Genomic DNA, 22188 nt, shown 5'->3' on the forward strand with positions numbered 1-22188 from the left:
CATGGGTGTCGTCATCCTGCTCGTCATGGCGGCCGGAGTGGCCGCCATGCTGAGCCGCAAGCTCCCCACCGCGTTCGCGCTCGTGCTGCTCGCCGTGGTGATCGCCTTCCTCGCGGGCGCCCCGCTGACCGGCAAGAACAGCGTGCTGGACACGGTCCTCCAGGAGGGCGCCCCGGCGCTCGCCTCGACGATGATCGCGATCCTGCTCGGCTCGTGGCTCGGCAAGCTCCTGGAGGAGACCGGCATCGCGGGCACCCTGGTCCGCAAGATCGTCGAATTCGGCGGTGACCGGCCGGTGTTCGTGGCGCTCGGCGTGCTCGCCGTGTCGGCGCTCGTGGGCACGGTCACCGGGTCCGCGCCCGCGGCGATGCTCGCCGGGCTCATCGGGATCCCGGCGATGATCGCGGTGGGCGTCCCGAAGGTGACCGCCGCGGGGACGATCCTCATGGGCATCGCCGTGGGCATTCCGTTCGAGCTGCCGGTGTGGCAGTTCTTCTCCACCGCCCTCGACCTGCCGATCCCGACGGTGCGCGGCTTCATGGTGAAGCTGTTCCCCTTCGCCCTCGTGGCGGCCCTCGCGTACGTGCTCATCGAGTCGCGGCGGCGGGGGGTGGAGCACACGTGGTCGCTGCGCTCGGTGCAGGACCGGCCGCGGGCCCGCGCGCGCAAGCCGCTGGGCGACGCCCCCTGGTACGCGCTGCTCACCCCGGTCGTTCCGCTGGTCCTCGCCCTCGGCTTCGAACTGGCCATCATTCCCTCGCTGTTGGCGGGTGTGCTGTACGCGCTGGTGACGACGACGCGGCCGCGCGAGATGAACCGTCGCCTGCTGCGCACCCTGTACGGCGGCTTCGAGGTGGCCGCCCCGCCGATCACCCTGTTCGTGGCGATCGGCATCCTGCTCGCCGCGGTGAACCTGCCCGGCGCTGTCGACGCGCTGGAGCCGCTGGTGAAGGCCGTCAGCCCGCAGAACGCGGTGCTGTTCGTCCTCGTCTTCACTCTGCTCGTACCGCTGTGTCTGTACCGCGGGCCGCTCAATGTGTTCGGCCTCGGCGCCGGCATCGCGGGCGTCCTCATCGCCACGGGCGTCTACCCGGCCGTCGCCGTGCTCGGCATGACCACCTCGTACAACCAGGTCTTCGGCGTCGCCGACCCGACCAGCACCCAGACCGTGTGGGCCGCCCAGTACGCGGGCGTCTCGCCGCAGCAGGTGATGGTGCGCACGCTGCCGTACGTGTGGGCGGTGGCGCTCGGCGGGCTGTGCGTCACGGCCGCCACCTACCTCTGACATCAACGCACTTGAGGAGCTGACCATGCAACGTCGTACGTTCCTGCGCGCCGCCGCCGTCACAGGTCCCGCCATCGCCCTGGGCGGACTCCCGGCCACCTCCGCCTCGGCGGCGCCGGGCGGATTCCCCGACTACACCTACGTCCGCACGCTGCTCTCCCCCGCCGATCTGAAGTACAACCCGACGGGCGAGATCATCTTCCCGACCGTGCGCGGCGTCTACGACAAGCTGGCGAAGCCGCTGGGCCGCTACTACCTGTACTACGCCCCGCACGACGCGCCCGGCGGGATCTGCCTCGCGTACGGGGACTCGCTGGAGGGCCCGTTCACCGAGTACGCGGACAACCCGATCGTGTCGAACGACTGGTCGCCGCACTACTCGGTCAGCCATGTCTCCTCCCCGCACGTGATGTGGATGCCGCAGCACCGGGAGTTCTGGCTGTACTTCCACGGCGAGAACACCACGACGCGGCTCGCCCGCTCGAAGGACGGCATCCACTTCACGTACGACAAGGTGGTCCTGTCGACGTCGATGATGCCGGCGGGCACCACCGAGACCTCGTACGCCCGGGTCTTCGCGCACGAGCTGCCGTCGCGCGGTGCCCACTACGTGATGCTGTTCATGCTGAACAACACGACGAACCACCGTGACATCTGCTGGGGTTGGTCGGCCGACGGCCGCGGCTGGACGTTCGACCAGACACCGCTGGTGCGGCACTCGGACGTCAACGCGGTCAATGTGGGCGGCCCGCACCTGCTCACGCGCGGCGGCTCCGCCTTCGTCGTCTACAACAAGGACAAGGAGAGCGGCGGCGACCTCATGATCACGGAGGTCGGCGCCGACTTCTCCCTTCGCAAGCACCTCGGCGTCTTCTACGACTCCGGCGCCGCGGCCCCGGAGAACGGCCGGGCGGCCGCCCCCTCCTTCGGCACGCAGAGCGGGGTGCCGTACATGGTGTACGAGGCCGGGGAGCGGCTCGCCGGGGCGATCGCGGTGGCCCGCGGCTGATCCGGGTCAGTCGCCGGCGGGGGCGGCGGCCGGGGTGTCCTGCGGGGACGCCACGGGCACCGTCCTCGCCCGGCGCCACGGTCCGCGGAAGAACAGCGACGCCGGGACGAACACGGCCATGCAGCAGCCGCACACGACGAGCCAGGCGCGCCAGCCGTCGGACTCGACGACACGGGGCACGGCGATGAGCACCACCACGCCCATCGCCTTGGTCAGGAACGTGAACACGCCCCAGGCGGTGCCTTGCAGGCGCGGGTCGACGTCCTCCGCGTTCTCGGAGAAGTTCGCCATCCAGGGCCCGTAGGCGCAGCCCATCACGCCGCCGAGGAGCGCCCCGGTGACCGCGATGTGGAGGTGCGAGACGTCCTCGCGGCCGACGAGACCCGCCAGGTACGCGGTGAGGAGCACGCTGCCCACCGTGCCACCCACGCAGAAGGGTTTGCGCAGTTGCAGCCGGTCGGAGAGCCGTCCGGAGGCGACGAGGGTGAGGATGTTCAGCGTCCAGAACGCGGCCATGATCTTCGAGGCCGTCGCGGCGTCGAGGTGGAAGCTCTCCGCGAGCATCGTCTGCCCGTACACGACCAGTGTCACGTACAGCACCAGCCAGCAGGCGATGCCGACGACATGGGCCCAGATGTTCCGGTGCGCGAACAGGTCCCGGGCGCGGGCCGGTGCGGTGTGGTCGGCGCGGCCGAGGGTCTCCCGCTCGGACTGCACGATCCGGGCGCGCAGTTCCGGTGAGAGGTCCGCGATGTTGAAGGCGATCACCACGGAGAGCACGAGGGACACCGAGCCCATGATGACGAACTGCGAGCGCCACGAGTCGTCGAACAGCGGCAGCGTGAGGCTGGCGACCGCGGCGGCCAGGAAGCTCGCCCCGACCGGGCCCCAGGTCCAGAAGCCGAAGGCCTGCGCGCGGCCCATCCGCGGCGAGAAGTCCCGCACGAGCGGCGCGGTGCCCGCCATGGCCATGCCGTCGACGACCGACAACACGGCGCGTACGGCGAGGAGTTGGCCTGCCGAGTGCACGGTCGTCATCAGGAAGCAGCAGCCCGCGGTGAGCATCAGGAGCGGCACGATGAGCCGCACCCGGCCCACGGTGTCGGTGAGCCGCCCGCCGATCATCGACGCGACGGCCCCGGCGACGAGCGCCAGGGCGGAGACACCGCCGTAGGTGGTCAGCGAGATGTCCAGGTCGTCGAGGAGCAGGGGCACCACGGGCGCGATCTGGCCCTCGTAGGAGGCGATGAGGACCGCGAGGACCGCCATCGACAGGATGCGCATCCGCTGTCCGGACTCCGGGTACTGGTCGAGCTCGCGCACCCGGAAGAGCCGGATGCGCGGGCGCCGCCCGGTCACTCGCCGATCCCGCCGAGTCGGACGTGCCCCTTGATGAGGTTGCGGGCGATGGTGCGCTTCTGGATCTCGTCGGTGCCCTCGAAGATGCGCAGAAGGCGCAGTTCGCGGTACCAGCGTTCGATGGGCAGTTCCTTGGTGTAGCCCATGCCGCCGTGGATCTGGAGGACGCGGTCGACGACCTGGTTGGCCATCACCGCGCCGTTGAGCTTGGCGATGGAAGAGGCGTGCCGGGCGTCCATCCCCTGCTGGGCGCGCCAGGCGGCGTACAGGGTCAGCCACTTCGCGGACTCGATCTCGACCTGCGAGTCGGCGATGTGCCACTGGATGGCCTGGTAGTCGGCGATGGGGCGGCCCATGGAGTGCCGCTGGCGGGCGTAGTCGACACCCATCTGGAGCATGCGCTCGGCGGAGCCGATGGCACGGGCGGGGATGAGGTAGCGGCCCTGGCCGATCCACTGCATGGCGAGCTGGAAGCCCTTGCCGACCTCGCCGAGGACATTGCGGCCGGGGACACGCACCTCGTCGAAGACGAGCGCGGCCGGGCCCCACTCCCCCATGGTCTCGATCGGCTCCGACTTCCAGCCCATGTCGCGGTCGACGAGGAAGCAGGTGACACCACCGTCGGCACCCTTGTCCGGGTCGGTGACCGCGAACACCATCACGAAGTCGGCCTCGTTGCCGCCGGTGATGAACGTCTTCTCGCCGGTGATCAGCCAGTCGTCGCCGTCGCGGACGGCGCGGCTGCGGATGTTGCGGGCGTCGGAGCCCGCGCCGGGTTCGGTGATGGCGAAGCAGGAGCGGCGCTCGCCCTCGATGGTGGGCAGCAGGTACTGCCGCTTCTGCTCCTCGTCGCAGGCGTAGAGGATGTTGTCGGCGCCGCCGCCGAAGCTGAAGGGGACGAAGGTCCGGCCCAGCTCCATCGCGATGATCGCGGACATGACGGCGCCGAGGTTCATCCCGCCGTACTCCTCCGGGGTGTTCACACCCCAGAAGCCCGACCTGCGGGCCTTGGCGCGTAGCTCGGCGACGACTTCGGGTTCGACACCCCGCCGACCGGCCCGTTCATTGCGCAGCACGTCCTGCTCCAGCGGCATCACCTCCTTGGTGATGAACGCGCGGACGGTGTCCCTGATCTGACGTTCCTCGGTGGACAGCGAGAAGTCGACCATGGAAGTGCCCCCTCAATCCTTGAACGGGAAGCCCGGAAATCCTGGAACGGGAATCTAGGAATGAGTTCAAGTTGCCCGCGCCCCGGCGGTCGGTCAAGAGGTCGGAACGAGTTCGACCGGGCTTCTGGCGCTCGGAATCGGCTGATTCTAAAATTCGGTTCGGTACGGACGTGGGTGCGCAGGGGGTGACGACCGGATGACACGCAAGGCGGAGCGGCTCGCGGCCAAGGACAGCGCCTGGCAGTGGAGCCGCACGGAGCAGACCCGCCGGACCCTCCTCGACGCCGCCCGCGAGGTCTTCTGCGAGCAGGGGTTCACCGACACGGCGATCGTCGCGGTGGTGCGCAGGGCCGGGTCCAGCGTCGGCAGTCTCTACCACCATTTCGGCGGCAAGACGGAGCTGTTCGTCGCGCTGTGGGAGGACTACGAGGACTCCCGTGAGCGCGAGGCGGCCGAGGCGGTGGCCGCGGCGCGGGCGGCGGGCGAGAGCGATCCGCTGGAACTGTTCCTCGTCGGCACCCGCAGCTTCCTGGAGGGCTGCTGGCGGCGGCGCGACCTGATCGAGCTGTGGATGGACGGCGACGGGCCGCCCGGTTTCGAGCTGATGCGCAGGGCGCGGGGCCGCGAGTGGATCCGGCAGAACTCGGTGCTGCTCGAAGCGGGCAGCGAACCCGTGGACCGGCTGGTGGTCGGCGTGCTCACCTCCGTCATCGGGGAGGCCGGCCGGGAGATCGCCACGTGTGCGCGCAAACGGGACGCGGACGCGATCTGTCACGCCACGCTCGCCCTCATCCGGAGGCTGGACCCGCTGCACATCGATCCGCTCCGGATCGCCGACCCCCGTATGCACCGACGTACGACGCACTGAGAGGAACACACGTGGCACAGACCGAGGACGAGGCGCCCTACTTCACGCGGAGCACGGAGCCGGTGAACCTCGCGGTCGTCCGGGAGACCGCGGACTCCGTGGAGAGCTTCGTGCCCGAGTCGCACGCGCGCGGCTGGTGGGCGCCCGGCACGGTGCACGGCCGACTCCTGGGCGGTCTCCTCGCGCGGGCGCTTGAGCGCGAACACGCCGAGGAGGGGCTGCACTTCGCCCGGCTCACCGTCGACCTGTTCCGCACCGCGCCCTTCGCGCCGGTCGGTGTCACCACGCAGCGGGTCCGCGACGGACGGCGGATCCGCGTCGCCGACGCCGCCGTGCACGGCGCCGACGGGAGGCCGCTGGCGCGGGCCAGTGCCGTCCTGCCGCGCACCGCCGCACCGCCGCCGGGACACATTCCCGCGACCGGCCCGTGGGACGCGCCGCCGCCCCAGGAGCTGCTGGCCCCGCACGGGCGCACCCAATTCCTGCGTTTCGACGAGGAGTCGCGGCCCGTACGGGAGTGGAGCGGCGATCAGCGGCGGCGCTCCTGGATACGTGATGCCCGGCCACTGGTGGGCGGGGAGGCGCTGTCGCCGCTGGTCCGCGCCGCGCTGGCCGCCGACACGGCGAGCCCGCTCGCCCACGCGGGCGACGCCGGACTGCGCTACATCAACGCCGACTACACCCTGTCCCTGAGCCGCCTCCCCCTCAGCGACGAGATCGGCCTGGAGGCCACGGGGCACACCGCTGAGGACGGCATCGCCGTCGGGCACTGCACGTTGTACGACGCGGCGGGCCCGATCGGCTACTGCACGACGACGGCGCTCGCGAATCCCGCGCCGGAACGCTGACCGCCGCCTACAGCTCCTGCACCTGCTCGTACGAGAGTGTGTCGCCGGTGGGCCGCCGCCCCTCGCGGACGGCCCGCGCGGTGGCCACGGCCTCGCCGAGCGCCCTGCGGTAGAGCAGCGAGCCGAGGCTGACGCGGCGGACGCCCAGCGCGGCGAGTTCGTCGAGGGCAGGGCCGGTGGGTGAGTAGAGGATGTTGAGGGGACGCTCGAAGCGGGCGGCGATGGCGCGGATCAGGTCGGGTTCGGCGAGACCGGGTACGAACAGGCCGTCGGCGCCCGCGTCCTGGTACGCGGCGAGACGCTTCTCGGTGTCCTCGTGGTCAGGATTCCTGCGGAGCCAGTAGGTGTCCGTGCGGGCGTTGACGAACAGGTCGGGGACGGCCGCCTTCACCGCCGCGATCTTCGCGGCGTGTTGGTCGGCGGGGGTGAGGCTGCCGTCGGCGCGCCCGTCCTCGAGGTTGATCCCGGCGGCGCCCGCGGCGCTCAACTGGCGGGCGAGTGCGGCCACTTCGTCCGGATCGTCGCTGAACCCGCCCTCCATGTCGACGGTGAACAGGAGCGCGGCGCGCCCGAGCCCGCGGGCCAGGGCGAGCGTGGCGTCGGCGGTGGCACCCGCGCCGTCCGGGAGCCCGGCCGCGGCGGCCACACCGAGACTGGTGGTGCCGACGGCCTCGAAGCCGGCGTCGGCGAGCGCGGCGGCGGAGGCGCGGTCCCAGGCGTTGGGCAGCAGCAGCGGAGTGTCTCCCCGGTGCAGGTCGGCGAAGCGCGTGGGGCGGCGGTGCGCGAGGGCGCCCGCGGCCAGGGCCATGGCGTGATCACGGCCGGGGCAGACGCGCGGCGGCGCCCCGAAGGCGAGCGGCGCGTCGGCGTCCGTGGGGGTGACGGCCGTGGCGTCCAGGAGGACGAGGTCTCCGGCGGCGATGTCCCTTCCGGCGACGCGGGTGTCGCGGGCGGCGACGCGACGCAGGACGCGGACGGGCGGGTCGTCGCGCAGCGTGTCGCGGAGCAGCCGCTCGACGGGGCGGGCGGCGGCGGGAGCGGCGTCGGCGTGCCGCACCAGGGCGGCGGTCGCGTCCCGGGCCTGCACGAGGAGACAGATCCGGGCGGCCGCGACCTCGGCGTCGTCCGACGCGCCATCGGGGCACGGCCGACCATGGCTCTCCTCCTGCCGATGCCCCGGCGGGGTCAGCAGCTCCATCAGGCGTGCCACCGCCGCGTCGGCCTCCGGGGCCTCGCCGCCGAAGTAGACGGGCGCCACGGCTGCGACCGCCTCCGTCACCGCGTCGGGCTCGCGGTACCCCAGCGCCTCGGCGAGGGTGCGAACGACGTGCGGGGCCGCGTCCTCTCCCTCGGGCCACCGGGCGGCCGCCGCCCGCAGCCGTGCCACGTCGAGGCGGGCCAGCTCGGCCTCCACGAGCGCGCGGCGCCGCGCGTGCGCCGCGCCGGAGCCGAACCGGGGCACCGAGGCCCGCAGCCAGCCCATGGACGCGCCTTCCTTCCCGTCGACAGCGGACGGCGTCTCGGGCACCTCAGACTCCTCTGGCACCTCTGGCACCTCCGGCACCTCTGGCACCTCCGGCACCAGATCCGGGCAGGCCAGCGCCGCACGCGCGTCCTCGTAGCGGGAGATCTCATGCACGGTTCGGTTCATGCCGCCGACGCTAGGCGCGGAACACTTCGGGACCCGCCGAAGCGTCCCCGCGTCCCCGCGGCCCCGCGTCCTCCCGGGCCCCGCGACGGCCCGGACGCTACGCTCGGCCGATGTACTCGACCGAGCTCTCCCAGCACGTGAACGCGCCGCGTGCCGCCGTCTACCGGGCGCTCATCGACGCGGACGCCATCGCGCACTGGCGGGTGCCCGCCGGCATGACCAGCCAGGTGCACGAGTTCGACGCCCGCGAGGGCGGGAGGTTCCGCGTCTCGCTCACTTACGACGCGCCGAACGAGAGCGGCAAGTCGGCCTCGCACACCGACACGTACCACGGCCACTTCGCGAGGCTGGTGCCCGACGAGCAGGTGGTCGAGGTGCTCGCCTTTGAATCCGACGATCCCGCACTGCGCGACACGATGACGATGACCACCACGCTCGTCGACGCCGACGGCGGCACCGAGGTGCGGATGCTGCACGAGGGGATCCCCGACGTCGTTCCCGTCGACCAGAACGAGACGGGCACGCGGATGGCGCTGGAGAACCTCGCCCGCCTCGTGGAGAGGGACCCGGGTTCCGGCTCCGGCTGAGGTCCGCGACACCCCCTAGGGGCGCGTGCCGCGCAACGACGCGTCGAGCGCGCTCATCAGGTGCGCCACACGCCCCTTCCCCTCAGGCGCCACGGGGTACCGGCTCAGCACGTCCACGAGGACCGGTGTGGCGCGCCGCCGGGCCTGTTCGATGTGCCGCTCCCCCGCCTCCGGATCGCCGCCCGCGGCCAACTCCTCGACACGGGCGGCGCAGGCGGCGGCGCGCAGGATGTGCCCGACCTGGGTGGCCTTCGCGATCGGGTGCAGATACGCGGCGGAGGCGGCGTCACCGGCGGCGCGCGCGGCGAGCCGCGCGGCTTCCGTGTCCGCTTCCGCGGCGGCCCGGTGCGCGTCGAGCGCGGTCACGCGCTGCGATCGGGACCGGTTCGCGCCCTTGACGAACTCCCAGGCGGCGTCGACGGCCGCGCGGGGCCGCGGGTCGTGCGGCGACGCCGCTTCGTACACGGGAAGGACCTGCTCTGCGCTCTGCGCGGCGTACCGCGCGACCGCGCGCAGCTCGTCCATGGTCAGGTCGAAGTCCCCGGTCACGGTCGTCGTCGCCATGGCCCGATCCTCTCACCGTCAGGGGACCTCCGGGCGCGTCGTCACCCGGCGCAGCATCCGCAGGAACTCCTCCCGCTCCTCCGCCGTGAGCACGTCCAGCAGTTGGTCGCTCACGTCCGTGACGCCGGGCGCCAGGCGTGCCACCAGGTGGCGGCCGCTCTGCGTGATGCGGACGAGTTTGCGGCGGCGGTCGCGTTCGTCCTTCTCCAGGTCCAGCAGGCCCCTGCGGCGCAGTCGTTCCAGAAGCGGGGCGGCCGTCGACTTGTCGAGGTGGGCCAGGGTGCCGAGCGTGCCCTGGTCCATGTCTCCGTGCAGGTCGAGCAGGCTCAGGACGGTGAACTGGGGGCCGGTCAGGTCTTGGTGGACCTGCTCGTACCAGAGCCGCGTGTGCAGCTGGTTCAGCTGGCGGGCGAGCGGCCCGAGCCCGTCGAGTGCGGCCTCGACGGCCTCGGCGTGCGCGCTCTTGCGGGACGTCGGACGGGGCATCGGGTGGAGACCTCTCGCTTGATTAGGACGTACACGTACTTTACCGTGAGGAAGGTAGGACGTGTACGTAATAACTGTCTGTAACGACATCGGGGAGGTCGATTCCACCGGCCCTCGCCCGCAGGAAAGGGTCTGTCATGACGCAACGCGGCAGCGCGCTCAACTTCCGGGACTTCGTCGAGGAGTTGATCGAGGCGGGCGACGCGCTCGACATCCGACAGGCGGTCAGCCCCACCCTTGAGGTCGGCGCCATCACGCGGCGCGTGTACGAGACGCGCGGCCCCGCTCCCCTGTTCAGCAACCTCACGGAGGGCGCCCCCGGGCATCGCATCCTCGGCGCGCCGGCCGGTCTCACCGGCCGAGCCGACGGCGCGTACGGGCGGCTCGCCGCGCACTTCGGGCTCCCGCGTGACACCACGCCGCGCGAGCTGCTGGAGCGGCTCATCTCCGCGATGCACGCCGATCCGCTCGCCCCGCGCGTCGTGGCCGACGGCCCCTGCAAGGAGAACGTCCTGACGGGCGAGGACGTCGATCTCACCCGCTTCCCCGTACCGCTCCTGCACGCCGAGGACGGCGGACGGTACTTCGGGACGTACGGCTTCCATGTGGTGCGCACGCCCGACGGGAAGTGGACCAGCTGGTCCGTCAGCCGCACCATGCTGCACGGGCCGCGCACGCTCGTCGGGCCGGCGATGCCGCAGCAGCACCTCGGCATGATCCACCAGATGTGGCGCGAGCGGGGCGAGCCCACGCCCTGGGCCATGGTCCTCGGTGCCCCGCCCGCCGCGCTCGCGGCCGCGGGCATGCCGCTGCCCGCCGAGGTCGACGAGGACGGGTACGTGGGCGCCCTCACCGGAAGCCCCGTCGACGTCGTCCGCACCGAGCTGCACGACCTGTACGTGCCCGCCAACTCCGAGATCGTCCTCGAGGGTTGGATCAGCCCGGACGAGACCGCCCCCGAGGGGCCGATGGGCGAGTACCACGGGTACTCGTTCGCCGAGAGCAAGCAGCAGCCCGTCTTCCACGTGGAGACCGTCACGCACCGCGACGACCCGATCCTGCCGGTGTGCGTGGCGGGTCTGCCACCGGAGGAGAACCACACCATCTGGGGCACGATGATCTCGGCGACCAGCCTGGACCTGCTGCGTTCGAGCGGGCTGCCGGTCTCCATGGCCTGGTGCTCGTACGAGGCCGCGACGTGCTGGATCGCCGTCGCGGTCGACATCGAGCGGCTGGCCGGGGCGCGGATGAGCGAGCGCCAACTGGCCGATGCCGTCGCCGAGGTGCTGTTCGGCTCGCACACCGGATGGCTGGTCCCGAAGGTGATCCTGGTCGCCGACGACATCGACGTCACCGACATCGACCAGCTGGTGTGGGCGATGGCGACCCGCTACCACCCCGGCACGGGCGAGTACGTCCACCCGCGGGCGCCGGGCATCCCGATGGTCCCCTACCTCACCCCGGAGGAGGCTCGCACGGGACGCGGCGGCAAGGCCGTCATCAGCTGCCTGCTCCCCTCCCAACTTGCGGGTACCGCACCGGGGATCACCGCCTCGTTCCGGAATTCGTACCCCAAGGACGTGCGGCGGAGCGTGGTCGAGAAGTGGGCGGAGTACGGATTTGGGCACTGAGGGACTCGGCGGCGCGCGCGTACGCGTGCACCAGTGGGCGGCGGTCGTCGGCACGCCGGGCCAGAACGAAGCGGCTGGGCGAGACGCCGTGGACCGGGCGGGTGACGACACCGCCGAGCGTGACCAGCGGCGCGTTGCCCGCCGCGAGCAGCACGACGCCGAGTTCCGCGGCGAGCGCCTCGTACGTCTCCTCCGTGCTGGCCACCTCCGCGCCGATGACGGCCGGTTTCCCGCCGCGGGCATCGGCGGCGAGCCAGTAGTCCCGCAGCGGTCCGGCGCTCTCGGGAAGGGCGAGGAACGGCTCGTCGAGAAGGTCCGCGAAATCGACGGATCGGCTGCCGGCCAGCGGGTGCGTGTCAGCCATGGCGACCAGGCGGGGCTCCTCGGCGACCGGCACCCACCGGTAGCGCTCCTGATCGGGCAGCGGCAGCCAGACGAACGCGACGTCGCTCGTGCAGTCGGCGAGCCCCGCGGTCGAATCCTCCCAGGTCACCTGCCGGACCCTGAGCCGCGTGCCGGGATGTTCGGCGGTGAACCGGGAGCGGATCGCGGGAAGCATGCCGCCGCGCCCAGGGCTCGTGCTCATCCCCACCACGAGGGCCGTTGCCCGGTCGGCCATCACCTTGGCGACCGACTCCCGGGCCGCCTCCCACTCCTCGACCATCCGCCGGGCGTGCGGCAGCAGCGCGGCACCGGCCTCGGTCAGCCGGACGGCACGCCGGTCCCGCTCGAAGAGCGCGGCCCCCACCTGCTTCTCCAGCATCCTGATCTGCTTGCTCAGCGCGGGCTGCGAGACGTACAGCCGCTCGGCCGCACGCGTGAAGTGGAGCTCCTCGGCCACCGCGGTGAAGTACCTCAGGTCCCGCCCGTGAACGTCCATAACCATCGGCTATCACGGCAGATCTTGGACGGGCAACTGGATTGCACAGCAAGGTGGTTCACGGACGGGTCGCCGACAGCGGCGGCCCGCGGACCGAGGGGGAACACCATGAACAGGGTATGGCTGGTCACGGGAGCGAGCAGTGGGTTCGGCCGGGCGATCACCGAGGCGGCGGTGGCCGCGGGCGATGTCGTGGTGGCCGCCGCGCGGCGGACCGCTCCGCTCGACGATCTGGTCGCCGCGCACCCGGATCAGGTCGAGACGCTGGCCCTGGATGTCACCGCGATCGGCGACGTGCAGGCCGCGGTCGACGGGGTGGCCGCCCGGCACGGCCGGATCGACGTGCTGGTCAACAACGCGGGCCGCGGCATGGTCGGGGCGGTCGAGGAGGCCTCGGACGCGGAGCTGCGGGACCTGATGGACCTGCACTTCTTCGGGCCCGCCGCGCTCACCCGTGCCGTGCTGCCGCACATGCGTGGTCGCGGCTCGGGCACCATCGTCCAACTGACCAGCATGGGCGGGCGGTTCGCGTTCGCCGGAGTCGGCGCGTACTGCGCCACCAAGTTCGCCCTGGAGGGACTCTCCGAAGCGCTGGCCGCCGAGGTGGCGCCGCTCGGCATCCGCGTGCTGATCGTCGAGCCCGGCGCGTTCCGGACCGGTTTCGCGGGCTCCGCCGATCTGACCCCCGTATCGACGCTGGACGCGTACCAGGACACCGTGGGTCCCGTCCTGTCCGCGCTGCCGGGCGGCAGCGGCCGGGAGCCGGGCGATCCGGCGAAGGCCGCGGCCGCGATCCTGGCCGCCGTGGACTCCGAGGAGCCTCCGCTGCGACTGCCGCTCGGCAATGACGCGGTCGACGCGATCACCGCCCATCTCGACGGTTCCCGCGCCGAGTTGGGCGCCTGGGAGAAGCTCGCCCGCTCCACCGACTTCGACGGGTGACGCGGCGCCCCGACCGACCTCAGTGCACGACGTCGAAGACGTTCTTCTGGAGCCCGTTCGCGTACGCCTCGTGCTCGACGAGCTTCAGGTGCTGGGTGTCCTTGTCGGTGGCGCTGAACAGTCGCTTGCCCGCTCCGAGCAGCAGCGGGAAGACCAGCAGGTGATAGCGGTCGATGAGGCCCGCGTCCGACAGGTTCTGATTGAGGGTGGCGCTGCCGTGCATGATGATCGGGCCGCCCTCGGTCTCCTTGAGCGCGGCGACCTCGTCGAGCGAGCGAAGGATCGTCGTCTCGCCCCAACCGGACACCAGGTCACCGGACTTGAGGGTGGTGGACACGACGTACTTCGGCATCGGCTTGTACTCGGCGAACTCCTCCATGCCCGGCCACACCGGGCTGAACGCCTCGTAGCTGACCCGGCCCAAGAGCATCGCGGTGGCCTCGGTCTGTTCCCGGCCCTTGATCTCGAACGCCTCGGGCACGAAGTCGATGCCCTTGAACGTCCATCCGGAGTTGCGGTATCCGGGCTCGCCGCCCGGCGCCTCCATGACTCCGTCGAGGGACACGAAGGCCGTGCTGATCAGCGTGCGCATGTCGGATCTCCCTGGTTCTTTCATTCATCGCTGTCGGCTCTTCACCAACTAACACTCATGGACCGGCGGATGTGGCAGAACTCATCGGTATACGACAGGCCGCGGACAAGATTCGATCAGCGGGGTCGTCTCCGCGTCGACTCCCGCTCCCTCAAATGTGCCCGCGTGATGCGCGGGGCGACCGGCTCCGTACCGGCGATCAGGGCCTGGAGGATGTCCAGGAGCGCGCCCGAGCTGCCGACCGGGTCCAGTTCGAGCGCGGAGATGGTGGGGCGGGCGTTCCGGGAGTGCTCCGAGTCGGAGCCGGCGGCCACCATCACCCGGCCGGGGACCTCGACCCCCTGGGCGATGAGGCCTTCCTGGACGCCCGCCGCGTGCCGGCCCGTCAGGCAGAAGACGGCGTCGGGCAGGCCGTCGGCCGCGATCCGGCGGGCGAGGTCGACGCCGCCCTCGACGCCCGCGCGTTCGGCCAGTTCGTAGAGGCGGGCAGGGATGTTCCGGTCCGCGCACCACGAGACGTACGCCTCTTCGTGCTCGTCGTTCCAGGCGTTGGTGTCGGTGCCGCGGACGAGGGCGACGCCGCGGGCTCCCCTGGCCTCGAGGTGGTCGAGGACCAGGCGTGCCGAGGCCGCGTCGTCCTCCGACGCCCAGTACGGGAAGTCGGGGCGGCCGGGGGCGCTGCCGTAGGTGACGTAGGGGATGCCGCGCTTGTCGAGCAGGGCGACGACCGGGTCGTCGCGGTGCGGATTGGTGACGATGTAGCCGTCCATGGAGAACGTCAGGGGCGGCACCGGCGCCCGGGTCAGGTCGGGCACCAGCATCAGGCTCAGGCCGCGGGCGAGGGCCTGGGAGGCGGCGGAGCCGACGAACTTCTCGAAGACGTCGACGCCTTCGGGCTTGTAGTCGCCGAGCGCGTCGAGGGAGCGGAGCACGAGGCCGACCGCGCCCATCGTGGAGCTGCGCATGCCGCGGGCGAGGGCGTCCGCGGCGTAGCCCATCTCGTCGGCGACCTCGCGGATGTGCTCGCGGGTGGCGGCGCTGAGCGTGCCCTTGCCGTTGAGGGCGTGCGAGACGGCGGTGATCGACACCCCGGCCCTGCGTGCCACGTCCTTGATGGTGATGCCCTGGGTGCGCGCCACGCCTCCCGCCCTCCTCCGCCGCGCCGGTTCGACCTGGCGGTGATTCGACCACGCATCTGTTTCGACCAGGCATTGTATAAAACGTTTTACCTTCCTACCGTGATCGGCGCCGCACCGACACATGGCCCCGTGGGCCCGGAAGGAACACTCGTGGATCTGCACACCCTGACCACCGACACGGTCGACCCGCGCGAGCGCGGCGCGCTGCTCGGTGACCGGTTCGGCGGCGAGATACGCCGCGTGAGCACGCTGTACGTGGAGCACTTCGCCGCGCTCGGCCTCCCCGCGGCGCGCGTGCGCGAGCTCGCCGAGCGCAGCCACGAGGCGCTGCGCCAGTGGGCTCCGGGGCTCGCCGAGGAGTCGGACGCCTGCGCCGACGCGGCGGGCGTCGAGCGCTGGAAGGTCGCCGCCGTCGGCGCCCGAACGGAGATCCTCGCGCTGTGCCCGCCGGCCGGCGAGGGCGAGTGCTCGACGGCCGTGTACGCACCTGGGGGCGTGGCCCCGCAGACCGTGCAGACGTGGGACTGGCACGAACTCCTCGTCCCCGACGCCCTCTTGCACGAGCTGACCCCTGCGGAGGGCCGCACGGTGAAGCTGTTCACCGAGTTCGGCGCCCCGGCGAAGATCGGGGTGAACGGCGCCGGGCTCGGTGTGCACTTCAACATCCTGTTCCACCGTGCCGACGGCGAGGGCGGCGGTGTTCCCGTGCACGCGGTCGCGCGCCGGATCCTCGATGAGGCCGACACCCTCGGCCAGGCCGTGGAGATCGCGGGTTCGGCGCGGGTGACCGCCTCCACCTCGCTCACCGTCGTCACCGCCGAGGGCGCCGCGAGCCTCGAACTGTCCCCGCGCGGGCTCGCCGTGGTCCGGCCGGGCGCGGACGGCTGGTTGCTGCACACCAACCACTTCCTCGACCCGGAACTCGCGGCCGGTGATGTGTGCCCCGGTGACTCGTCGACGGCGGAGCGCCTGGCCCATCTGCGGACGGTCCGCGCCGCGCTGCCAGGGCTCTCGCCCGCCGAGCGGGCCTCGGCGCTGTGCGGGAGCGAGGGGGCGGGCGCCGTCGTGTGCATGCGGCCGGACGCCGCGAAGCCCCCGCACGAGCAGTGGGGCACCCTCTTCACCGTCGGTCTCGACGTCGCGGGCGGCGCGCTCGACTACGCGGTCGGCACCCCGGCCTCCGCCGCCGCTCGGGGCTTCAGCCGCTTCTGACGCCGTCCGCTCCCCCGCCGCCCTCCAAGGATCAGCGATGACACAGACCGTCAGACCAGGCTCGGCACAGCGGGCCGGCTCCCTGAGCGTGACCCGTACGTTCTTCATCTCCGGCTTCGGCACCGCGCTCGAGTTCTACGACTTCATCATCTACGGGCTCGCCGCGGCCCTCGTCTTCCCCAAGGTGTTCTTCCCCGGCTTCGACCCCACGGTGGGCACCCTCGTGGCCTTCGCGGCGTTCGGCAGCGGTTTCGTGGCACGTCCGCTCGGCGGCATCGTCATCGGGCACTTCGGCGACCGGATCGGCCGCAGGGCGATGCTCGTCCTCACCCTTGTGGTGATGGGTTCCAGTACGTTCCTCATCGGCTGCCTGCCCACGTACGGCGCCCTCGGCGTCGCCGCGCCGGTCATGCTCGTCGCCCTCCGCCTCGTGCAGGGCTTCGCCGCCGGCGGCGAGTGGGGCGGCGCCTCCCTGTTCGGCATCGAGAACGCGCCCGAGCACCGGCGCGGGCTGTGGGGCAGTTTCACCAGCGCGGGCATCGGCATCGGCAGCCTCCTGGGGACCGGTGTCTTCACGCTGGTGACCCTGCTCCCGCAGCGGGAGCTGGAGAGTTGGGCCTGGCGGGTGCCGTTCTGGCTGGGCGGGCTTCTGGTCCTGGTCGGTGTCGTGGCCCGGTCCCGGATGCCGCAGGAGCAGCGCCGCACCGAGCACGCTCCGCGCGTGCCGATCCTGGACGCCGTCAAGCGGCACCCGCGTCAGATGATGCTCGCCATCGGCGTCGCCTTCGGCTACAACACCCTCGCCTACATCGGCTCGATCTTCACCGTCACGTACGCGGAGGAACGCGGCTACAGCCACACGCAGTCGCTGCTTCTCCAGGTCGCCGGTTCCGTCGCCTTCATGGTCGCGGTGCCCGTCATGGCGCTGGTCTCCGACCGCTTCGGCCGCAAGCCGGTGGTGATCCTCGGGACCCTCGCGTACGGCGCCTTCTTCTTCGCGTACTTCCCGATGGTGGACGGCCATGTGCTGCTGTCGGCCACGCTCGCGTACGTGGTGGTGAACGTGCTGATGGCGGCGCCCCAGGGATGCATCCCGGCGTTCCTCGGCGAGCAGTTCTCCGCCGCCACCCGCTACTCCTCGATCTCCGCCACGTATCAGGTCGGTGCGGCGCTCGGTGGGGGCACGGCCGCGACGACGGCGACCGCGCTGCTGATCGCCTTCGACGGCGATCCCCTCGGCGTCGGGCTGTACTCCGCGGCGGCGGCACTCGTCCTGGCGCTGTGCGCGTGGGGGCTGCGGGAGACGTTCCGGGTGCCGACGAGCGAGCTCGGCGGAACGGAGCACGACCGGGCCCCGGAACGCGGGTGAGCGCGCGTTCCGGGGAGAGCTCCTGAGGTGGGACCCGGTCAGTCGCCGCGTCGCGCCCTCAGCGCGTCCCTGAGGAGTTCCGCGAGGTGGCGGGGCCGGCGGTCGGAGAGCTGGGTGATCTGGGTGCGGCAGCTGTAGCCGTCCGCGAGGACCACCGTGTCGTCGGCGGCCTCGCGCAGGGCCGGGAGGAGGGCCTGTTCGCCGACCGCGACCGACACGTCGTAGTGGCCGTCCTCGAAGCCGAAGTTGCCGGCCAGGCCGCAGCAGCCGGAGTCGAGGCGGCCGCTGTCCACGCCGACACGGGCGAGCACCCGGTCGTCCGCCTTGCTGCCGAGCGTGGCGTGCTGGTGGCAGTGGGTCTGCGTCAGGGCGGTGACGTCGTCGAGGCGGCCGAAGTCGACGTCGGGGGCGCGCTGGTCGAGGAGTTCGGCGAGCGTCATGGTCTGGGCGGCGAGGCGCTCGGCGCGCGGGTCGTTCGGGAACAGCTCCGTGGCATCCGTGCGGAACAGGGACGTGCAGCTGGGTTCCAGGCCGATCAGCGGCATGCCCTCCTGGAGGTAGGGGTCGACGGCCTTGAGGGTGCGTTCCAGCACCTTCTTGGCCATGTCGAGCTGGCCCGTGGTGTGCCAGGTCAGTCCGCAGCACAAGCGATCGGGCGGCAGGACCACCTCGAAGCCCGCGTGTTCGAGGACGATGACCGCCGCGCGGCCCACCTCGGGCGACATGAACTCCGTGAAGGTGTCGGGCCAGAGGAGGACCTTGCCCCGGCTGCCCGGGGTCGGGACGTTTTGGCGCCTCTTGAAGCTCGTACGGAAGCGTCGTCCGGCGAACGGCGGGACCGGGCGCTCCGGGGCGATGCCGCCCGCCTTCTTAAGAAGGCGGGCGGCCCTGTTGTTGCGGGTCACGGCGTTGACGAGGCCCGGCGCCAGCCCCGCGAGGTGCGACCACAGGGGCAGCCAGCCGAGCGCGTAGTGGGAGGCGGGGCGGCGCCTGCCCTGGTAGTGGTGGTGCAGGAACTCCGCCTTGTAGGAGGCCATGTCGACGCCTACGGGGCAGTCGCTCTTGCAGCCCTTGCAGGACAGGCAGAGGTCGAGAGCCTCGGCGGCCTCCTCGGACTGCCAGCCGTCGGTGATGACGTCGCCCTGCACCATTTCGTAGAGCACGCGTGCGCGCCCGCGCGTGGAGTCCTTCTCGTCCCCGGTGGCGCGGTAGCTCGGACACATCACGCCGCCGGACGACGTGCGGCACTTGGCGATGCCGACGCAGCGGCGCAGCGCCTTGGTGAGGTCGCCGTCGTCCTCGGCGAGGGCGAGCGTGGTGGTGAGCTGGAGGGTGGGGCGGTGGCCCGCGGTGATGCGCAGGCGTTCGTCGGCGGGGCGCGGGTGGACGAGGATGCCGGGATTGAGCCGGTTCTCCGGGTCCCAGACCGCCTTGAACTCGCCGAACGCCTCCATCGCCTCCTCGCTGTAGACCAGCGGCAGGAACTCGGCGCGGGCCTGGCCGTCGCCGTGTTCGCCGGAGAGGGTGCCGCCGTGCCGGGCGACGAGTTCGGCGGCGTCCTTCATGAACGTCCGGAAGATCCGCACTCCTTCGGCCGTCTCATGGTCGAAGTCGATACGGATGTGCACGCAGCCCTCGCCGAAGTGGCCGTACGGGGTGCCCTGGAGGCCGTGCGACTCCAGCAGGGCGGCCAGGTCGCGCAGGTAATCGCCGAGGTGTTCGACGGGGACGGCGGAGTCCTCCCAGCCGGGCCAGGCCTCGGAGCCGTCGGGGGCGCGGGTGGCGAGTCCCGAGCTGTCCTCGCGGATGCGCCAGAGGGCCGCCTGCTCCTTGGGGTCCTGGACGAGGCGTACGTCGACGGCGCCGGTGTCCTTCAACAGGGCCTCGGCGCGGGCCCGTTCGGCCTCCGGGTCGGGCGTCGCGTCCGCGTGTCCGAACTCGCACAGGAGCCAGCCGGCGCCCTCGGGGAGCATCTCCTCGGGGCGGGCGTCCGGGACGTTGCGGCGCAGCGCAGCGACCTGGTCTCCGCCCAGGCCCTCGCAGGCGATGGGCTCGTGGCGCAGGACGTGGCGTGCGGCGTCGCCCGCGGCGGGCAGGTCGGAGAAGCCGAGCGCCACGAGGGTGCGGCGGGCCGGGAGGTCGACGAGCTTGACGGTCGCCGACACGACGACCGCGCAGGTGCCTTCGGTGCCGACGAGCGCCGCCGCGAGGTCGAAGCCCTTCTCCGGGAGGAGGTGTTCGAGGCTGTAGCCGGAGACCTGCCGGCGGAAGCGGCCGAACTCGGTGCGCAGCATGGCCAGATGCCGGTCGCGCAGGTCGCGCAGGCGGGCGTGGATCTCGCCGGTGCGGCCGCCCTCGTCCACGACGTGCTGGAGTTCGTCGGCGTCCAGGGAGCGGAGCCGGATGCGCTCGCCGTCGTAGGTGAGGACCTCGAGTTCGACGATGTTGTCGGCGGTGCGGCCCCAGGCCACCGAGTGGGTGCCGCAGGCGTTGTTGCCGATCATGCCGCCGATGGTGCAGCGGGCGTGGGTGGAGGGGTCGGGGCCGAAGCGCAGGCCGTGCGGTTTGCAGGCGTCCTGGAGGCGGTCGAGGACGACTCCGGGTTCGACGCGGGCGGTGTGCGCCTCGGCGTCGATGTCGAGGATGCGGTTCAGCGAACGCGAGGTGTCGATGACGACGCCGTCGCCGACTGCCTGTCCCGCGATGGAGGTGCCCGCGCCGCGCAGGGTGACGGCGACGTCGAGGCCGTGGCAGGCGGCGAGCGCCGCGGCCAGCTCGTCGGTGTCGGCGGGCAGCACGACGGCCGCGGGGACCTGCCGGTACACGGAGGCGTCCTGCGCGTACTCGGCGCGCCGCCGCTTGCCGAAGGCGACCTCGCCGTGCGGCACGGCCTCCCGCAGCGCGCGCTCCAGCTTCTCCAGCGTTGCCGGGTCGGGCGCGTCCGGGCGGGGCGCGGCGGATCCGGTCGTGGCGACGGGGGCGGACATGGTGGCTCCTTCGGGCGGGCGGGGTGGTGCTGCTGGTGGAGAGCGTCTCAAGATCGCTGCGGCGGGGTGGCGGAATCGCGGCAACGCGGGCCGTGCGGCCTGTAGGGCGGGCGGTGCCGGGGCGTGGGTGCTGCCCGCACCAGGGGCCCCGCTGTCCACCCGCTCCGCCCCGGAGGGCCGGCCCGATCACCCGCGGCGGCGACGGCCGTCCGGTTGCTCACGTGGCCGGCCCGACCGCGCCGGGGAAGCACGTCGCCCCGGCGCGGCGGGGCCGGCCGGGGCGACGACGGCACTCGGGGCCGCGTCGGAACGCCGCCCCGGTTCCCACCGGAGGTGTCAGCCGAGGACCGCCGCGACCGATTCGCGCCACAGCCGCAGGCCCTCGTCGATGTCCTCGCCGTTCACGACGAGCGGCGGGATCATCCGGACGACCTGGCCCTGTGTCCCGCAGGTGAGCAGCAGCAGACCGCGCTCGGAGGCGGCGGCGTGCACGCGGGCGGCGGTGGCGCCGTCCGGCTCGCCGTCCGCGGTCACGAACTCGATGCCCGCCATCAGGCCGAGGCCGCGGACGTCACCGATGCCGCCCTGGCCGCCGACCGGGTAGGACTCGGCGACCTCGCGCAGGCCGGCGAAGAGCTGCTGGCCGCGCTCGGCGGCGTTCTCGACGAGCTTCTCCTCCTGGATGACGTCGAGGGTGGCGATGGCGGCGGCGCACGACACCGCGTTGCCGCCGTACGTGCCGCCCTGCGAGCCGGGCCAGGCCCGCGACATCAGCTCCTCGGACGCGGCGATCGCGGACAGCGGGAAACCGCTGGCCAGGCCCTTGGCGGTGACGATGATGTCGGGCTTGCCGTCGAAGTGGTCGTGGCCCCAGAACTTGCCGGTGCGTCCGAACCCGGTCTGCACCTCGTCGATGATCAGCAGGATCCCGTGCCGGTCCGCGCGCTCGCGCAGGCCGCGCAGGAAGGCCGTGTTCGCGGGAACGTAGCCGCCCTCACCGAGGACCGGCTCCACGATGAACGCGGCGGTGTCGGCGGGCGTGGTGACGGTGGCGAGCAACTGGTCCAGCTCGCGCAGCGCGAACTTGGTCGCGGTCTCCTCGTCCCAGCCGTAGTAGAAGCAGTTGGGGAACGGCGCGAGCGCCACGCCCGACATGAGCGGTCCGTACCCGGAGCGGAACTTGGTGGCCGACGTGGTCATCGACGCGGCGGCGAGCGTACGGCCGTGGAAGCCACCCTGGAAGGCGACGATGTTGGGCCGACCGGTGGCCTGCTTGGCGAGGCGCATCGCGGCCTCGACGGCCTCGGAACCAGAGTTGACGAAGAAGAGGGAGTCCAGTCCGTTCGGAAGCACCTCGCCCAGGCGCGCGCTGAGCGTGCGCAGCGGCTTGTGCATCACCGTCGTGTACTGGCCGTGGATGAGCTTGCCGACCTGCTCCTGCGCCGCGGCGACCACCTTCGGGTGGCAGTGCCCGGTGGACGTGACGCCGATGCCGGCGGTGAAGTCCAGGTGGGCGCGGCCGGACTCGTCGTAGAGACGGACGCCCTCGCCGCGTTCGGCCAGGACGGGGGTGGCCTGCTTGAGGACGGGGGACAAGGCACTCATGGACG

General features: G+C 72.1%; 19 protein-coding genes. 9 read left to right on the forward strand and 10 right to left on the reverse strand.

The genetic code is table 11. The features are described from left to right. Window position 1 precedes the first annotated feature (1 nt). Together ACNYS0_RS00200 and ACNYS0_RS00205 are read left to right on the forward strand one after the other, a co-directional pair. Window positions 2-1285, forward strand: coding sequence for a TRAP transporter large permease (locus ACNYS0_RS00200; protein ID WP_422470539.1), 1284 nt, complete (start codon window positions 2-4; stop codon window positions 1283-1285). Window positions 1286-1310: 25 nt separating this feature from the next. After that, complete coding sequence (locus ACNYS0_RS00205; RefSeq protein WP_422470540.1) at window positions 1311-2294, forward strand: glycoside hydrolase family protein; 984 nt, start codon at window positions 1311-1313, stop codon at window positions 2292-2294. 6 nt (window positions 2295-2300) lie between these two features. On the opposite strand, the gene ACNYS0_RS00210 is transcribed toward ACNYS0_RS00205, so the two are convergent. Continuing rightward, complete coding sequence (locus ACNYS0_RS00210; RefSeq protein ID WP_422470541.1) at window positions 2301-3653, reverse strand: MFS transporter; 1353 nt, start codon at window positions 3651-3653, stop codon at window positions 2301-2303. Further along, a complete protein-coding gene (locus tag ACNYS0_RS00215; RefSeq protein WP_422470542.1) occupies window positions 3650-4822 on the reverse strand; it encodes an acyl-CoA dehydrogenase family protein in 1173 nt (390 codons plus the stop codon). The genes ACNYS0_RS00210 and ACNYS0_RS00215 overlap by 4 nt, the downstream gene beginning before the upstream one ends. A 196-nt stretch (window positions 4823-5018) precedes the next feature. Here ACNYS0_RS00215 and ACNYS0_RS00220 point away from each other — a divergent pair, with 196 nt between their 5' ends. After that, complete coding sequence (locus ACNYS0_RS00220; protein ID WP_422470543.1) at window positions 5019-5690, forward strand: TetR/AcrR family transcriptional regulator; 672 nt, start codon at window positions 5019-5021, stop codon at window positions 5688-5690. Window positions 5691-5701: 11 nt separating this feature from the next. Further along, window positions 5702-6538, forward strand: coding sequence for an acyl-CoA thioesterase domain-containing protein (locus tag ACNYS0_RS00225; RefSeq protein WP_422470544.1), 837 nt, complete (start codon window positions 5702-5704; stop codon window positions 6536-6538). A 7-nt stretch (window positions 6539-6545) separates the two neighbouring features. Here the strand turns inward: ACNYS0_RS00225 and ACNYS0_RS00230 are convergent, their stop codons facing one another. Beyond that, a complete protein-coding gene (locus tag ACNYS0_RS00230) occupies window positions 6546-8189 on the reverse strand; it encodes an isocitrate lyase/phosphoenolpyruvate mutase family protein (RefSeq protein ID WP_422470545.1) in 1644 nt (547 codons plus the stop codon). Between the two features lie 110 nt (window positions 8190-8299). On the opposite strand from ACNYS0_RS00230, the gene ACNYS0_RS00235 reads away from it, so the two are divergent. After that, the gene (locus ACNYS0_RS00235; protein ID WP_422470546.1) at window positions 8300-8776 is read left to right on the forward strand and encodes an SRPBCC family protein; all 477 of its coding nucleotides are present in this window, start codon (window positions 8300-8302) and stop codon (window positions 8774-8776) included. Between the two features lie 15 nt (window positions 8777-8791). Here the strand turns inward: ACNYS0_RS00235 and ACNYS0_RS00240 are convergent, their stop codons facing one another. Both ACNYS0_RS00240 and ACNYS0_RS00245 read right to left on the reverse strand, forming a co-directional pair. Next, on the reverse strand, window positions 8792-9340 hold the full coding sequence (locus ACNYS0_RS00240) for a putative immunity protein (protein ID WP_422470547.1): 549 nt from the start codon (window positions 9338-9340) through the stop codon (window positions 8792-8794). Between the two features lie 18 nt (window positions 9341-9358). Beyond that, the gene (locus ACNYS0_RS00245; RefSeq protein ID WP_422470548.1) at window positions 9359-9826 is read right to left on the reverse strand and encodes a MarR family winged helix-turn-helix transcriptional regulator; all 468 of its coding nucleotides are present in this window, start codon (window positions 9824-9826) and stop codon (window positions 9359-9361) included. Between the two features lie 137 nt (window positions 9827-9963). Here ACNYS0_RS00245 and ACNYS0_RS00250 point away from each other — a divergent pair, with 137 nt between their 5' ends. Further along, the gene (locus ACNYS0_RS00250) at window positions 9964-11457 is read left to right on the forward strand and encodes a UbiD family decarboxylase (RefSeq protein WP_422470549.1); all 1494 of its coding nucleotides are present in this window, start codon (window positions 9964-9966) and stop codon (window positions 11455-11457) included. On the opposite strand, the gene ACNYS0_RS00255 is transcribed toward ACNYS0_RS00250, so the two are convergent. Further along, on the reverse strand, window positions 11372-12343 hold the full coding sequence (locus ACNYS0_RS00255) for a LysR family transcriptional regulator (RefSeq protein WP_422470550.1): 972 nt from the start codon (window positions 12341-12343) through the stop codon (window positions 11372-11374). The genes ACNYS0_RS00250 and ACNYS0_RS00255 overlap by 86 nt on opposite strands. A gap of 102 nt (window positions 12344-12445) precedes the next feature. Between ACNYS0_RS00255 and ACNYS0_RS00260 the strand changes: the two genes are divergently transcribed. Further along, entirely contained in the window at window positions 12446-13279 is an 834-nt protein-coding gene (locus ACNYS0_RS00260) for an oxidoreductase (RefSeq protein ID WP_422470551.1), read from the forward strand. 19 nt (window positions 13280-13298) lie between these two features. On the opposite strand, the gene ACNYS0_RS00265 is transcribed toward ACNYS0_RS00260, so the two are convergent. Next, on the reverse strand, window positions 13299-13871 hold the full coding sequence (locus ACNYS0_RS00265; RefSeq protein ID WP_422470552.1) for a dihydrofolate reductase family protein: 573 nt from the start codon (window positions 13869-13871) through the stop codon (window positions 13299-13301). 116 nt (window positions 13872-13987) lie between these two features. After that, the gene (locus tag ACNYS0_RS00270; RefSeq protein WP_422470553.1) at window positions 13988-15010 is read right to left on the reverse strand and encodes a LacI family DNA-binding transcriptional regulator; all 1023 of its coding nucleotides are present in this window, start codon (window positions 15008-15010) and stop codon (window positions 13988-13990) included. A gap of 150 nt (window positions 15011-15160) precedes the next feature. Between ACNYS0_RS00270 and ACNYS0_RS00275 the strand changes: the two genes are divergently transcribed. Further along, window positions 15161-16222 carry a C45 family autoproteolytic acyltransferase/hydrolase gene (locus tag ACNYS0_RS00275; protein ID WP_422470554.1) on the forward strand — a complete coding sequence of 354 codons (1062 nt, stop codon included), beginning with the start codon at window positions 15161-15163 and terminating at the stop codon, window positions 16220-16222. 37 nt (window positions 16223-16259) lie between these two features. Next, window positions 16260-17591 carry an MFS transporter gene (locus ACNYS0_RS00280; protein WP_422470555.1) on the forward strand — a complete coding sequence of 444 codons (1332 nt, stop codon included), beginning with the start codon at window positions 16260-16262 and terminating at the stop codon, window positions 17589-17591. Window positions 17592-17629: 38 nt separating this feature from the next. Here ACNYS0_RS00280 and ACNYS0_RS00285 read toward each other — a convergent pair whose 3' ends face one another. Both ACNYS0_RS00285 and ACNYS0_RS00290 read right to left on the reverse strand, forming a co-directional pair. Next, a complete protein-coding gene (locus ACNYS0_RS00285; RefSeq protein WP_422470556.1) occupies window positions 17630-20578 on the reverse strand; it encodes an FAD-binding and (Fe-S)-binding domain-containing protein in 2949 nt (982 codons plus the stop codon). A gap of 336 nt (window positions 20579-20914) precedes the next feature. Continuing rightward, window positions 20915-22183: an aspartate aminotransferase family protein gene (locus ACNYS0_RS00290; RefSeq protein WP_422470557.1), complete on the reverse strand. Its 1269-nt coding sequence runs from the start codon at window positions 22181-22183 to the stop codon at window positions 20915-20917. Between the last annotated feature and the right edge of the window lie 5 nt (window positions 22184-22188).

The sequence above is a fragment of the Streptomyces anthophorae genome (assembly GCF_049310305.1).
Lineage (GTDB): Bacteria > Actinomycetota > Actinomycetes > Streptomycetales > Streptomycetaceae > Streptomyces.